This window comes from Lactobacillus helveticus DSM 20075 = CGMCC 1.1877 (genome assembly GCF_000160855.1).
In the GTDB taxonomy this organism is placed as follows: Bacteria; Bacillota; Bacilli; order Lactobacillales; family Lactobacillaceae; genus Lactobacillus; species Lactobacillus helveticus.
Map to the genome: position 1 here is coordinate 569393 of NZ_GG700752.1, position 13987 is coordinate 583379.

At 36.3% G+C, this 13987-nt stretch carries 20 protein-coding genes and 2 pseudogenes; 19 read left to right on the forward strand and 3 right to left on the reverse strand.

What is annotated here, in order from left to right; genetic code table 11:
* Position 1: 1 nt before the first annotated feature.
* The 13 genes and pseudogenes from HMPREF0518_RS02655 to rpsI all read left to right on the forward strand — a co-directional run bounded on the left by HMPREF0518_RS02655 (position 2) and on the right by rpsI (position 7676).
* Entirely contained in the window at positions 2-658 is a 657-nt protein-coding gene (locus tag HMPREF0518_RS02655) for an adenylate kinase (RefSeq protein WP_003625812.1), read from the forward strand.
* 71 nt (positions 659-729) lie between these two features.
* On the forward strand, positions 730-951 hold the full coding sequence (infA, locus tag HMPREF0518_RS02660; RefSeq protein ID WP_002878178.1) for a translation initiation factor IF-1: 222 nt from the start codon (positions 730-732) through the stop codon (positions 949-951).
* Positions 952-967: 16 nt separating this feature from the next.
* Positions 968-1084 carry a 50S ribosomal protein L36 gene (gene rpmJ, locus HMPREF0518_RS09615; RefSeq protein WP_003625814.1) on the forward strand — a complete coding sequence of 39 codons (117 nt, stop codon included), beginning with the start codon at positions 968-970 and terminating at the stop codon, positions 1082-1084.
* A 27-nt stretch (positions 1085-1111) separates the two neighbouring features.
* A complete protein-coding gene (gene rpsM / locus HMPREF0518_RS02665) occupies positions 1112-1462 on the forward strand; it encodes a 30S ribosomal protein S13 (protein ID WP_003625815.1) in 351 nt (116 codons plus the stop codon).
* A gap of 23 nt (positions 1463-1485) precedes the next feature.
* The gene (gene rpsK, locus HMPREF0518_RS02670; protein WP_003625817.1) at positions 1486-1875 is read left to right on the forward strand and encodes a 30S ribosomal protein S11; all 390 of its coding nucleotides are present in this window, start codon (positions 1486-1488) and stop codon (positions 1873-1875) included.
* 45 nt (positions 1876-1920) lie between these two features.
* A complete protein-coding gene (locus tag HMPREF0518_RS02675) occupies positions 1921-2859 on the forward strand; it encodes a DNA-directed RNA polymerase subunit alpha (protein ID WP_003625819.1) in 939 nt (312 codons plus the stop codon).
* 26 nt (positions 2860-2885) lie between these two features.
* Positions 2886-3269 (forward strand): 50S ribosomal protein L17, encoded by a 384-nt coding sequence (rplQ, locus tag HMPREF0518_RS02680; RefSeq protein WP_003625821.1) that lies wholly within the window; start codon positions 2886-2888, stop codon positions 3267-3269.
* Between the two features lie 183 nt (positions 3270-3452).
* On the forward strand, positions 3453-4304 hold the full coding sequence (locus HMPREF0518_RS02685; RefSeq protein ID WP_035504405.1) for an energy-coupling factor transporter ATPase: 852 nt from the start codon (positions 3453-3455) through the stop codon (positions 4302-4304).
* Positions 4280-5137 (forward strand): energy-coupling factor transporter ATPase, encoded by an 858-nt coding sequence (locus HMPREF0518_RS02690; protein WP_003625825.1) that lies wholly within the window; start codon positions 4280-4282, stop codon positions 5135-5137. Before HMPREF0518_RS02685 ends, HMPREF0518_RS02690 begins: the two co-directional genes overlap by 25 nt.
* Positions 5130-5927 carry an energy-coupling factor transporter transmembrane component T family protein gene (locus tag HMPREF0518_RS02695; RefSeq protein WP_003625827.1) on the forward strand — a complete coding sequence of 266 codons (798 nt, stop codon included), beginning with the start codon at positions 5130-5132 and terminating at the stop codon, positions 5925-5927. The genes HMPREF0518_RS02690 and HMPREF0518_RS02695 overlap by 8 nt, the downstream gene beginning before the upstream one ends.
* Before the next feature lie 2 nt (positions 5928-5929).
* A pseudogene (gene truA / locus HMPREF0518_RS02700) lies at positions 5930-6717 on the forward strand (tRNA pseudouridine(38-40) synthase TruA).
* Positions 6718-6821: 104 nt separating this feature from the next.
* Complete coding sequence (rplM, locus tag HMPREF0518_RS02705) at positions 6822-7265, forward strand: 50S ribosomal protein L13 (protein WP_003625830.1); 444 nt, start codon at positions 6822-6824, stop codon at positions 7263-7265.
* 15 nt (positions 7266-7280) lie between these two features.
* A complete protein-coding gene (rpsI, locus tag HMPREF0518_RS02710) occupies positions 7281-7676 on the forward strand; it encodes a 30S ribosomal protein S9 (RefSeq protein ID WP_003625832.1) in 396 nt (131 codons plus the stop codon).
* A 90-nt stretch (positions 7677-7766) separates the two neighbouring features.
* Here the strand turns inward: rpsI and HMPREF0518_RS02715 are convergent, their stop codons facing one another.
* The 3 genes and pseudogenes from HMPREF0518_RS02715 to HMPREF0518_RS02725 all read right to left on the reverse strand — a co-directional run bounded on the left by HMPREF0518_RS02715 (position 7767) and on the right by HMPREF0518_RS02725 (position 9513).
* Positions 7767-8138 (reverse strand): DUF805 domain-containing protein, encoded by a 372-nt coding sequence (locus tag HMPREF0518_RS02715; protein WP_003625834.1) that lies wholly within the window; start codon positions 8136-8138, stop codon positions 7767-7769.
* 89 nt (positions 8139-8227) lie between these two features.
* A complete protein-coding gene (locus HMPREF0518_RS02720; protein ID WP_003625837.1) occupies positions 8228-8812 on the reverse strand; it encodes a DJ-1 family glyoxalase III in 585 nt (194 codons plus the stop codon).
* 40 nt (positions 8813-8852) lie between these two features.
* A pseudogene (locus tag HMPREF0518_RS02725) lies at positions 8853-9513 on the reverse strand (HAD family hydrolase).
* Positions 9514-9586: 73 nt separating this feature from the next.
* Between HMPREF0518_RS02725 and HMPREF0518_RS02730 the strand changes: the two are divergent.
* The 6 genes from HMPREF0518_RS02730 (at position 9587) to HMPREF0518_RS02755 (ending at position 13950) form a co-directional block, all read left to right on the forward strand.
* A complete protein-coding gene (locus HMPREF0518_RS02730) occupies positions 9587-10345 on the forward strand; it encodes a sulfite exporter TauE/SafE family protein (RefSeq protein ID WP_003625844.1) in 759 nt (252 codons plus the stop codon).
* A 38-nt stretch (positions 10346-10383) separates the two neighbouring features.
* Positions 10384-11064 carry a histidine phosphatase family protein gene (locus HMPREF0518_RS02735; RefSeq protein ID WP_003625846.1) on the forward strand — a complete coding sequence of 227 codons (681 nt, stop codon included), beginning with the start codon at positions 10384-10386 and terminating at the stop codon, positions 11062-11064.
* 62 nt (positions 11065-11126) lie between these two features.
* The gene (locus tag HMPREF0518_RS02740) at positions 11127-12026 is read left to right on the forward strand and encodes a cation diffusion facilitator family transporter (protein ID WP_003625848.1); all 900 of its coding nucleotides are present in this window, start codon (positions 11127-11129) and stop codon (positions 12024-12026) included.
* 8 nt (positions 12027-12034) lie between these two features.
* Entirely contained in the window at positions 12035-12217 is a 183-nt protein-coding gene (locus HMPREF0518_RS02745; RefSeq protein ID WP_003625850.1) for a hypothetical protein, read from the forward strand.
* A 13-nt stretch (positions 12218-12230) separates the two neighbouring features.
* Positions 12231-12911, forward strand: a complete 681-nt coding sequence (locus HMPREF0518_RS02750; RefSeq protein ID WP_003625851.1) for a 2,3-bisphosphoglycerate-dependent phosphoglycerate mutase — start codon at positions 12231-12233, stop codon at positions 12909-12911.
* A gap of 103 nt (positions 12912-13014) precedes the next feature.
* Positions 13015-13950, forward strand: a complete 936-nt coding sequence (locus HMPREF0518_RS02755; protein WP_003631355.1) for an AAA family ATPase — start codon at positions 13015-13017, stop codon at positions 13948-13950.
* The last annotated feature ends 37 nt before the right edge of the window (positions 13951-13987 follow it).

The window sequence follows — 13987 nt, forward strand, 5'->3', positions numbered from 1 at the left end:
AATGATTAACTTAATTCTTTTAGGTTTACCAGGTGCTGGTAAAGGTACAGCATCAGAGAGAATTGTCGATAAATATCACTTAACTCATATTTCAACTGGAGATATGTTTAGGGAAGCAATGGCTAATAAGACTAAGGTAGGCCTTGAAGCTAAAAGTTACATTGATAAAGGTAACTTAGTACCAGATGAAGTAACTGCTAAGTTAGTTGAAGAACGTTTAAGTCAACCTGATATTAAAGAAGGTTTTATCTTAGACGGTTTTCCAAGAACTACTGTACAAGCAGAACTTCTTGACGGTATTACTAAACGCTTGAAGAAACCATTAACAAATGTTATTGCGCTTGAAGTTGATGAGGACACTTTGATTAAGCGTTTATCAGCTAGATACATGTGTAAAAATTGTGGTGCTACATACAATAAACTTTCAAAGCAACCTAAAGTTGAAGGTACTTGTGATCGTTGTGGTAGTCATGAATTTTATCAACGTGAAGATGATAAGCCAGAAGTTGTTAAGAATCGTCTTGAAGTTAATGAAAAGATGAATGCACCTTTGAAAGACTTTTATCAAAAGAAAGGTTTGCTTACTGTAATTAATGGTGAACAAACTCCAGAAAAAGTCTTTGAAGATATTGATGCGGTATTGAGTAATAATCAATAGAATAAATTTGTATAATTTTTTATCCGTGTTATAATTTCAAAGTATGACTGTTTAATTGCGGAGGAACAACTTTGGCAAAAGATGATGTCATTGAAGTAGAGGGTAAGGTAGTTGATACCTTACCTAATGCTATGTTTAAAGTTGAATTAGAAAATGGAGCTACTATTTTAGCACATGTTTCAGGTAAAATTAGAATGCACTATATTCGTATTTTGCCTGGAGACCGTGTAACAGTAGAATTATCTCCATATGATTTAACTAAAGGTAGAATTACGTATCGGTTTATAAAGTAATATAACGGAGTGAAACATGAAGGTTAGACCATCTGTTAAACCAATGTGCGAACATTGTAAAGTCATTAAAAGACATAGCCGTGTAATGGTTATTTGCTCAGCAAATCCAAAGCACAAGCAACGTCAAGGTTAATAGTAAGAAAAAGAGGAGGTGTAGTTTATGGCTCGTATTGCTGGTGTTGACTTACCAAGAGATAAAAGAATCGTTGTTGCTTTAACATACATTTATGGTATTGGTGATGCAACTGCTAAGAAGATTTGTGCTGATGCTGGTGTTTCTGAAGACGTTCGTTCAAAAGATTTAACTCCAGAAGATCAAGAAAAGCTTCGTACTGAAGTTGATAAGTATCGTGTTGAAGGTGACTTGCGCCGTGAAGTAAGCATGAACATTAAGCGATTAGTTGATATTGGTTCTTATCGTGGTATTCGTCACCGCCGTGGACTTCCAGTTCGTGGTCAAAATACCAAGAATAATGCTCGTACTCGTAAGGGTACTAAGAGAAACCGTTAATTTATTTATAAGGAGGTTTATTGATGCCTGCAAAGAAAACAGCACGTAAGCGTCGTGTGAAGAAGCATGTTGAAAGCGGTGTGGCACACATTCACTCAACGTTTAATAATACTTTAGTCATGATTACTGACGTTCAAGGTAATGCAGTTGCTTGGTCTTCAGCTGGTGCATTGGGCTTTAAGGGTAGTCGTAAGTCTACTCCATTTGCAGCTCAAATGGCAGCAGAAGCAGCAGCTAAGAGTGCAATGGACCAAGGTATGAAACATGTAGAAGTTTCTGTAAAAGGTCCTGGTGCTGGTCGTGAATCTGCTATTAGATCACTTCAAGCAACTGGTCTTGAAATTACTGCAATTCGTGACGTTACGCCAGTTCCCCACAATGGTTCCAGACCACCAAAACGTCGTCGTGTTTAATATTGTCCTTGATATAGGACGTTACGTTTTGAAAGGGGCCCAGTAATGATTGAATTTGAAAAACCAAATATTACCGTTGTTGAACAAGAAGATTCTTACGGTAAGTTTGTTGTTGAACCACTTGAGCGAGGCTTTGGTACTACTTTAGGTAACTCTTTAAGAAGAGTCTTACTTACTTCTATTCCTGGTACTGGACTTGTTTATGTGCAAATTGATGGCGTTTTACACGAGTTCTCAACAGTTCCTGGCGTCAGAGAAGATGTAACCAAGATTATTCTTAATTTGAAGAAGCTTGAATTAAAGTCTCTTTCAGATGAAAGAAAGGTTATTGAATTGGACGTTGAAGGTCCTGCCACAGTAACTGCTGATGATCTTAAAGTTGATGCAGACGTTCAAGTCTTAAATCCGGATCAATACATTTGTACCATTGCTGAAGGTGGACACTTGCACATGGAAATCGCCGTACAAAATGGTAGAGGTTATGTTGCTGCAAGTGACAATAAGAGTGATGACATGCCAATTGGAGTAATTCCTGTTGATTCTCTATTCTCACCAATTAAAAAGGTTAACTACCAAGTTGAATCAACTCGTGTTGGTAAGAGAGACGATTTTGACAAGCTCACTTTTGAGATTTGGACTGACGGTTCAATCAAGCCTAATGACGCCCTTAGTTTTGCTACTAAGATTTTAGTTGAACATTTCAAAGTATTTGAATCAGCTGATGCAGATACTAAATTCAGCGAAGTAATGGTGGAAAAGGAAGACGACAAGAAAGAAAAGAAACTCGAAATGACAATTGAAGAGCTTGATCTTTCTGTTCGTTCATACAACTGCCTGAAACGTGCCGGCATTAACACTCTTCAAGAGTTAACTGATATGACAGAGTCAGATATGATGCGTGTACGTAACTTGGGACGTAAATCATTGGAAGAAGTTAAGAATAAATTAACCGACTTAGGTCTTTCACTTCGTCAGGAAGACTAAAGTAGGTAAATAAAGGAGGCAAACCCATGGCATACCGTAAATTAGGTCGCGATAGTGCTCACAGAAAAGCAATGCTAAGAGAAATGACTACTCAATTAATCATGAACGAACGTATTGTTACTACTGAAACTCGTGCTAAAGAAGTTCGTAAAACTGCCGAAAAGATGATCACTTTAGGTAAGCGCGGCGATTTAGCTTCAAGAAGAAAGGCTGCAGCATTCGTACGTAACGAAGTTGCAGATGTTCATGAAGAAAAAGATGCAGTTGTTGTTAAATCAGCATTGCAAAAGCTTTTCAGCGATGTGGCACCTCGTTACAAGGATCGTAACGGTGGTTACACTAGAATTTTGAAGTTAGCTGTTCCTCGTAAAGGTGATGCTGCTCCAATGGTTATTCTTGAATTAGTTTAATTTAGGATTACCACAACTTAATACGTATTAAGAATTATCCATGAAAGTGAGAAAAAGCGTAAAGATGATGGCGAAAGCTTAGTCTAGCTTAGATGATAAAATCATCCCTCTTCATGGATGATTTTTTTGCTCTTTTTTCTGTTACAATTACTAATAAGTAATCTAAGAGGGGAATGTGTGAGTATGTCTAACGATAATGCTATTGAGTTTAAACATGTTAAATTCACTTATCCAGATTCAAAAAAAGCGGTCTTAAAAGATGTTAATTTTGTAGTTAAAAAAGGTTCATGGACGTCTTTAATTGGACATAATGGGAGCGGTAAATCTACAATTTCCAAGTTAATCAATGGGTTACTTTTACCAGATGAAAATTCTGATAGTAAAATTACTGTTTTAGGGACCAATGTGACTGCTGAAAATATTTGGGATATTAGAGAAAAAGTTGGAATAGTTTTTCAAAATCCAGACAATCAATTTGTTGGCGCTACTGTCGGAGATGATGTAGCATTTGGTTTAGAAAACCGTGGTGTACCTAGACAAGAAATGATAAAAATAGTAAGAAATGTTTTATCTGAAGTGGGTATGCTGGAATATATTGATTCTGAGCCTGCAAATCTTTCTGGAGGACAAAAACAGAGAATAGCTATTGCTGGAATATTAGCCGTTGAGCCCCAAATTATTATTTTAGATGAGTCTACTTCTATGCTTGATCCAAGTGGTAGAAAGCAAATTTTAAAAATAATTATTGAGCTGATGAAAAAGAAGCAGTTAACAGTTGTTTCTATCACACATGATATCGATGAAGCCAATATGGCAGATAGTGTCATTGTTTTAAATTATGGCGAAATAATTGATCAAGATTCACCAGTAAAGATTTTTAACAAGACAACGATGCTTAAACAAATAGGTCTAGATATTCCGTTTACTAATAAGTTGATACTAGCATTAGATAAGAGTGGAGTATCGGTACCTCAGAATTTAAGAACGAAAGATGAGTTGAAGCAATATCTATGTCAATTAAATTTGAAAATATAAATTATATTTATTCTCCTGGAACAACAATGGAGAAAAAGGGATTAGATAATATTTCTTTTGAATTATTAGACAAAAGTTTTATTGCATTGATCGGACATACAGGTAGTGGTAAATCGACTTTGATGCAACATTTTAATGCATTATTAAAGCCTAGTTCGGGAACCATTGATATAGCTGGATATCATATTACACTGCAAACAGGAAATAAAAACTTAAAAAAGTTGCGCAAAGAAGTGGGATTGGTATTTCAATTTCCAGAAACTCAGTTGTTTGAAAATACTGTGCTTGAAGACGTTAAATTTGGGCCTAAAAATTTTGGGGTAAGTGACAAAGAAGCCGAAATTAAGGCAAAAAAATGGTTAAAACAAGTAGGATTACCTACTGATGTGATTTATAAATCTCCATTTGAGCTCTCTGGAGGGCAAATGAGGCGTGTGGCAATTGCAGGTGTAATGGTCAATGAGCCTCAAATACTCTGCTTAGATGAGCCAGGAGCTGGATTAGATCCACGAGCTCGAGAAGAAATGATGCAAATCTTTGTAAATTATCAAAAGACAGGGCATACTGTCATTTTAGTCACACACAATATGGATGATGTGGCTAAGTATGCTGATGATGTTTTAGTAATGGAACATGGCAAATTAATAAAGCATGATAAACCACGAAAGATTTTTGAAAATAAGGAATGGTTGAAGAAACATTACTTAGATGAGCCTACTCCAAGTTTATTTGCATCATCTTTAACAGGTTTTAAATTTAAAGAAAATCCATTAACTATAAAAGAATTAGTTGATGGGATTAAGAAAAATGTGCAGGGGGGGTTTAATGAGTAAGATAATTATTGGACGATATATTCCTGGTGATTCTCTTGTTTATAAAATGGATCCCCGAGGCAAATTATTAATTACTATTTTGTTCATTTGGGCTATTTTTTTAGCAAATAATCCGATTACTTATGCAATTATTACTTTCTTTTGTTTTTTAGCGATAATTGCTACAGGATTAAAAGCAAGAGTTTTTTGGAACGGTATTAAGCCTTTAATAGGCTTAATTTTCTTTACTTCCTTATTGCAATTATTTTTTATGACTGGTGGCCATGTTTTTTGGCATTGGTGGATATTTAGTATTTCAAGTTATGGTGTCGAGAATGCAATATATATCTTCATTCGATTTACGTTAATCATTTTAATTTCTACAGTGATGACGGTGACAACTATGCCTCTAGAGATAGCAGATGCAATGGAGTGGCTGTTAAAGCCTCTAAAAATATTTAAAGTTCCTGTAGATGAAATTGCCCTTGTCATTTCGATCGCCTTACGTTTTGTCCCAACTTTATTTGATGAGACTTTAAAAATCATGAATGCACAAAGATCACGTGGAGCTGATTTTAATGATGGTGGCTTAATAAAAAGGGCTAAAGCAATTGCACCGATTCTTGTACCATTATTTATTCATTCGCTTGAAACGGCGATTGATCTTTCTACTGCGATGGAATCACGTGGATATCGTGGAAGTGCAGGACGAACTAAATATCGAGTTCTAAATTGGTCAAAGTATGATTTGATTTCTTTGGCATATTTTATTTTGTTGGTAGGACTATTGTTAATTTTTAGGACACATTAATTATGACAACTAGATATAAGATGACAATGGCATACGATGGTCATTTATTCCATGGCTTTCAGTTGCAACCGGATCAACGTACAGTTCAAGGGACCGTTGAAGATGCATTAAAGAAAATGACTAAGGGAAAGCGAATTATCGTTCAAGGCTCGGGTAGAACAGATGCTGGTGTTCATGCCATTGGACAAGTAATCCATTTTGATTATCCTGGTAAAACTATTCCGGCTAATCGGATGATTTTAGCATTAAATTCAATGATGCCGACTGATATTATTTTTAATAATTGTGAAATAGTTAATGAGAATTTCCATGCTAGATATTCTATCAAAGGTAAATGGTATCGCTACAGAGTAAGTTTGGATCATTTTGTTAATCCTTTTAAGCGATTCTACACAGGACATTTTTCTTATGCATTGGATGTAGGAAAAATGCAAGAAGCCGCTAAAGACTTGCTAGGCAAGCATGATTTTACTAGCTTTGCAGCAAGCGGTGGACAGATAGAGGATAAGGTCAGAACTATTTATTATGTGAACATTGCTAAAGATGAAAAAGAAAATGAAATAGTATTTGATTTTATTGGTTCTGGTTTTTTATACAATATGGTTCGAATTATGGTTGCTGCATTGCTTGAAATTGGCAATGGAAGGCGCCCGGTTCATGATTTGAAGCGTGTAATTGCCGCTAAAGATAGACAAGAAGTACGACAAACTGCTCAAGCAAGTGGTCTTTATCTATATCACGTTTTTTATGATGAATACCACAAAAATATCGACAGGACCGGCATTTATAATTGACTTTTTAGCAAAAAGGACGTACTCTAGTAAAGTATGTTTGTCCACGATAGGCCCCGGAAACTTATTGTTTTCAAACTGCAAATAAACGGAGGAATTTAAATTGCGTACTACACCATTAGCAAAATCTAGTGAAATCGAACGTAAGTGGTACATTATTGATGCAACTGACGTATCTTTAGGTCGTCTTTCTGCAGCTGTAGCCACTATTTTGAGAGGTAAGAACAAGCCTCAATACACACCTAATGTTGATACCGGTGATAACGTTATTGTTATCAACGCTTCAAAGATTAAGTTGACTGGTAAAAAGGCTTCAGACAAGTTCTACTACCACCACTCAGAATGGCGTGGTGGCTTGAAGGCTGTTTCATACGGTGAATTGCTTGCCAATAACCCAGTTAAGATGGTTGAAATCTCAGTTAAGGGTATGCTTCCAAAGAACACTCTTGGTCATCATGAATTCATGAAGATGCATGTTTATGCTGGCGAAGACCACAAGCACGAAGCACAAAAGCCTGAAAAGTTAGATATCAACAAGTTAATTTAATTAGGAGGTTAAATAATGGCACAACAAGCTGCATACACAGGTACTGGTCGCCGCAAGGATTCAGTTGCGCGTGTTCGTTTAGTACCAGGTAACGGTAAGATCACTGTTAACGGTAAAGATGTTGATCAATACATTCCATACCCTAACTTGGTTAAAGATTTGAAACAACCGTTAACATTAACTGAAACTGAAGGTCAATACGACGTTCACGTTAATGTTAACGGTGGTGGTTTCTCTGGCCAAGCCGGAGCTATCCGTCACGGTATCGCACGTGCTCTTCTTGAAGTTGACCCAGATTTCCGTGGTCCACTTAAGAAGGCAGGTTTCTTAACTCGTGACCCAAGAATGAAGGAAAGAAAGAAGCCAGGTTTGAAGAAAGCCCGTAAAGCTTCACAATTCTCAAAGCGTTAATCTTCAGATTTACCTTTATACAAAAAGCATCCCAATTAGGGATGCTTTTTTGATGCCAATTTTTATTTAGTAAATAAGTAATTGCCCCATCTAAACAGTAGGCAAAATCATAAAGTAAATGATAAAAATCCAGCCAAATGGTACTAAATATAGTAAAATCCACCAGCCTTCATGGTTAGTATCATGTAATCGTCTGACTGCAGTACCTAATAGTCCTAGTTTTAACCAAATCAATAGAATAGCTACAATCACATTGATAATAATAAACGTGATTGTGATAGATGATACAGGTTCAGTCCAACCAGTATCGTTGGTATCAACTGTGGTATAAGGTAAAAGTGCAAGCAATTCGATGGTACCAATAATAATACTTATAACGAGTTGAATAGCATAACTGACCCAAAATTCTTTTCTTGTGCTTCGAGCATTCCACTTAAAAGGTGCAAAAAAGAAATCTTTCATAATTTCTGAAAAGCTTGGATTAGGAACCTGGCTTTCCGGTTAATGATAGGGTTGTTTATAATATTCTTTTTCCATAATGAAATCACAAATTATAAACTATCTTTAATGTTATCAGCTAAGTAGTCGTAAAGCATACCATGCTTCAATTGCTTAGTATCAACGTCAAGTGCTTCTGCGATAGCGTAGGCAAATGCCCAAGCAGTAGCTGGACCACGGCTGGTCAAAACTTTGTGTTCCTTGTCAGTGACAGTAATTCTTTCGCTAAAGTGAGCACTTGGATCATACTTTTCACATTCTTCTTCGATACCTGGGTAGCAAGTGAATTCAGCATCCTTTAATACGCCATAGCGAGCCAATGCACGAGGAGCAGCACACATTGCAGCGTCCCACTTACCAGCTTCATGGCGCTTAACCATTAAATCGCGTAATTTTTCATCGTCACGCAAGTTAGCTGAACCAGTCATTCCACCTGGGAATGCTACCAAATCGTAATCAAGCAAGCTGTCGTCCACAACTTTATCACAAGTTAATTTAATATGGTGATCACCATCAACGTCTTTACTGTGTAAACCGACCATATCGCATTCAACGTTTAAACGACGCAATACATCAACAACACTTAAACCTTCAACTTCTTCGCAACCGTCTGCAAAGATAACAGCAACTTTTGTCATAGAATCATCCTTTCTAAGTTACATATATCTATTATAACTGTTAGTTGAGATCTAGATAAAAATCAAGGTCTGCTAATTTGCTTAAATGCAAAGTAGGGCGAGGTGAGATAGGAATCTTGTCCTTTTTTGGTGCGAGCCATAATGACTTTAGATTTGCATTCTCTGCGCCCTGAATTTCTTCATCTAGATTTGTACCAATCACAAGAGTATTGTCAGGATCAATCTCAGGATGATCTTTCAATATCTTGAAGAAGATATTTTTACTAGGTAATTTGACTTTGAAGTCATCTGCGAAATAGGCAAAATCTAAAGAGCTGAGTAATTCTGTTGGTGCTAGGCGCGGTTCAATCTGAGTTCTAGTTTCTTTAGTAAGCAAGATCATACGCAGAGAACCACTGACCTCATCTAAAAAATCGGTAGCACCTTTAACCAAGCGAGTTTGTTCTTGCATTTTTTGTGCAAAAATAGTTCGTGTTGCAGCTAAATTTTCTTTTAAATATGTAGATAAAGCTAAATCGATTTGTTCATCTGTGGATAAAAGCTTGAATTGTTTCTGCAGGCTAGTATATTTAATCCGTTCTGCAGGTCCCCCAATCTACGCCATAATGTTTTAAGGTTTGGCGAAGAGCATTTCTTTCAGCTAGTTTTTCATTTAAAAGACTGCCCTCGGGAATAAAAATTAAAGTATTGAATGTAGACATGTAATGACTTCCTTTGTGTTAGTAACTACTAGAATTATAATGAAGAAGATAGTTTAAGGAAAGGGATTAGAAAATGACGATTTGGACGACAATTTTCTTGTTGCTAGGTGGAGTAGCTGGTGGGTTGCTTTCCTCTATTGCATCGATGGCATCACTTGCCTCATATCCGGTGCTGTTAGCTGTAGGTATTCCGCCTGTTTTTGCCAATGTGACCAATGACGCTGCATTAATTTGGACTAGTATAGGTTCAACCGTTTCTTCTACGAAAGAGTTAAAAGGGCACTGGAAGCAGGTATGGTTTTACACGATTTTTACTGTAGTTGGTTCAATTATTGGCTGCATGCTTTTGCTTTCGTTTCCATCCAGCGTTTTTGAAAAAGCAGTACCGTTTTTCATAGCATTTTCTGGAATTATGATCATTGTTTCGGGAAAACATCACAGTTTAAATACCAAAAAGCAGCCGACATGGTTAAAGATAATCTATTTCATTGCACTTTTAATAATGGGCGCCTACACCGGTTATTTTGGCGCTGCTGGTGGTGTAATAGTACTCGTGCTTTTGACTTATATAACTAATGAAAGATTCATTGTAATTAATGCAATCAAAAATGTAATTTGTGGTTTTGCTAATCTAGTGGCTCTCATCATTTTTATTTTTACTTCGCACATCTATTGGCTGCAGGCGATACCATTAGCTATCGGGATGTTTATTGGTGGTTATATTGGACCAGCAATTTTAAGACGAGTACCAGAAAAACCGATCCGAATTTTTATTGCCACATTGGCGTTTGTTCAAGCCGGATATTTCTTTTATAAAGCTTATTTACATTAAGTTTGATACAATATTTAGTAATGTAAAGGGAGATTAATATGTCAACAGAAGTTTATTTAGTTCGCCATGGTGAAACCATGTTTAACCAATTGAATAAGGTTCAAGGTTGGTGTGATTCACCGCTGACTGTTAAGGGAATTAACGATTTAAAAGTGACCGCTAATGCTTTGAGCCAGGTTCACTTTGATAATATGTATTCATCTGATTTAAAAAGAGCAATTGACACTGTTCACTTAATGAAAGATGCTAACTTGGTCTCAGATATTGGTAAAATTAAAAAGTTACCTGAATTTCGTGAAGTATTCTTCGGAACTTTTGAAGGTGACGATATTAACCAAACCTGGGATCGGGTAGCAATGGCAGCAGGCATAGGGCATGAAGATAATGTTGCCAAGATTATCAATCAAGTAGGTTTGCGAGAATTTCGTGAAGCTACTAAGAGAGCAGATCCAAGACATTTGGCTGAAGATAAAGATGAGCTAGATGAACGCATGGTTCGCGCAATTGATGTCTTAAGAGATGTAACCAAAAATGAACAAAGAGTGTTATTAGTAACTCATGGTGATTTTATTAAGACCTTATCAATCAAGTACTGGAATAAAAGCGATGACAAACACGATATTATTTTCCCAGATAACGGAAGTGTCACTCGGGGGATTTTGCACGATAATGGCAAATTTGAAATTGTAGATTATAATGTCGATGCCGAAAAAATATAAAAATAAGTCCTACTGCATAAGTAGGGCTTTTTTGGTACACTGATAACGGAAGGAAGATATTTATGAATAAAGATCATACAACAAAGCGTTATGTATTTGTTACATTGCTTAATGTGATAATTACTATTGCGGAATTTTTAGGTGGTATTTTATCAGGCTCATTGGCATTACTCTCAGATGCTGTGCATAATTTAAGTGATGTAGGGGCCATTATTTTGTCTTTTGTAGCGCACTTGATTAGTAGAAGAAACCGCAATCAGCGAAAGACTTTTGGCTATGATCGAGCCGAAACTTTGGCTGCATTTACTAACGGTGTTGTGCTAATAGTTATTAGTGTTGTATTATTCGTTGAAGCTATTCAAAGATTTTGGAAACCAGAACATATTCATGGCGGAATTATGCTGGTCGTGTCAATTATCGGACTGGTAGCTAATATTATTTCTATGTTAGCCATGCATCAGGATGCTAAAGGTAATTTAAATGTCCGTTCAACCTTTATTCATATGCTTAGTGATGCCTTGTCTAGTGTAGCTGTTGTAATCGGCGCGATTTTCATTTATTTCTGGAATGTGACTTGGCTTGATCCGGTTTTGACAATTTTGGTTTCAATCTTTGTTTTGCATGAAGCTTATGAAATCACGATGAAAGCTGCTAATGTGTTGATGGAATCAAATCCCAATATTGATTTAAATTCAGTTAATGATATTGTGCTTTCTTTTCCAGAAGTAAAGAATATTCACCATGTCCATGTATGGCGCTACAGTGATGACTTTATTATGATGGATGCCCATATTAATGTTGATCGCAATCTTCACGCAGATGAACTTGAGAATCTTTATCAAGATATTGGTAAAAAACTTAAATCAGAATTGGATATTAACCATGTAACTTTACAAGCGGAATGTGAACGTGGACGTAATGATAAAATGATCGTTCCATGCCGTGGAACTAATGAGGATTAGGTGAAAAAATGTTCTCAGTTAATATTTTTACAGCGATAATTGTTTTGATTATGGGGATCTATGACATGTCTTACGCCTTTAATAGACGCAAGCAGCTCAATAATAAAGGTGGCATTAGAGCCTTCATGATTATGGGGATAATTTTTACAATTGCTGGTATAGTAATGATTATTAGATGTTTACTTAAATAAAGGAATCGATAAAATGGCGAAATTAGTATTGGTTCGACACGGTGAAAGTGTTGCTAATGCCGCAAATGTTTATACGGGCTGGAATGATGTGCAGTTAACCAAAAAAGGTGAGCAACAAGCTAAAAAAGCAGGTGAATTGATTAATACTATTTCTGATTTTGCACCAACGCATATTCATACTTCTGTTTTGTCGCGTGCTATTGTAACAGCCAATATCGTAGCTGAGACGTGCAATCTCTTATGGCTACCTATGACTAAGACGTGGCGTTTAAATGAACGGCATTATGGCGCCTTAAGAGGCCTTAACAAGGATACCTCACGTAAAGTCTTTGGCGTAGAGCAAGTTTTATTATGGCGGCGCAGTTTTGACTCTGTTCCGCCAAAGCAAGGCTCGCCAGTTATCGATCAACGTTATAAGTTGTGTGATCAACATTTAATGCCGCGTGCGGAGAGTTTGCATCAAACACAAAAGCGACTAATGCCATATTATTATGATCACATTGCTTCAAGATTGCTTAATGGTGAGGATCAATTAATAGTAGCTCATGGTTCAAGTTTGCGAGCTTTAATTAAAAAATTAGAAAATATTAACAATCACGATATTGTAAACTTGGAAGTGCCTAACGCAGAACCAATTGTTTATACTATGGATGAGCAGTTAAATATTGTTAAAAAAGAAATACTGAGGAGTTAAAATGCAGCTTGCTGCATTTTTTTAGTGCTCTTAATAATGATTTTCGCGTATCTATGGTAAAATCTAATATGATTTCTAGTATATTTAGTTTGGAGTATTAGGCATGCGTAAATTATTTTTATTACGAGGTGCACCTGGCTCCGGTAAATCTTCTTTTATTGTACGCCATCACTTAATGCCTTATGCGATTAGTCGAGATCAAATAAGGTTATTATTGGCGAATTTGACAGTTTATTATCAAGAGGATGCGGATGTATTACACCAAGTTATTCCGCGGCACGTAACAGTGCGTACTGAGCAAATGGTGGATCACCTTGTAGAACACAAGATGGAACATGGGGAAACCGTAATTGTCGATGGAACGCATATTGTTCCGAGTGCAATTGAGCATTTTAAGCCATGGGTAGATAAGTATCATTATGAATGTTTTGTAGTTGATTTTATGCAGCACAATACATTAGAGAATTTGCTTAAACGTAATCAGACGAGAATGCATTATGACTGGGTAAAACCAGAAGTAGTTAAACAAATGTATCGTTCATATGAGGCTCATCCTGAGGTACCTTACTGGGCACACAAGATTATCCCTAATCAAATGGATCACGCTTTGTCCCAGAGAGAAAGTAATTTAGATCGTTATGCACATGTGATTGCAGTTCCAGATCAAGTGGAAGAAGAAGATTTTCCACATGTGCATATCTCTAACTTCTACTTTTCATTCAACGAAAAGTTTACTGAAAAATATGGTACATATCGAAATGTAGTTTCTATTGCAAAAACTGAAGATGAGGCTGTAAAGCAATTCAAGTTACCATACTTTGTATTCAAGTTTCATCATAAGCATTTCTTAATTTCTGCTTATCCAATCAGAAATGAAATGCTTGATCCAATTAGGAAAGTTAAAGGGGTTTGGACGTATTCAACAGGGCTCTACAATGTAGCCGATTTTATTAAGAAGTTTCCAGAAAATTCTAAGCAGCACGTTCATCAGTTTAACTTAAGCAAGTTAGATCCAACACGGTTATTACATATTTGGTAAAAATGAGTGAGTTTGGAAAAATATTTTTCCAGACTCA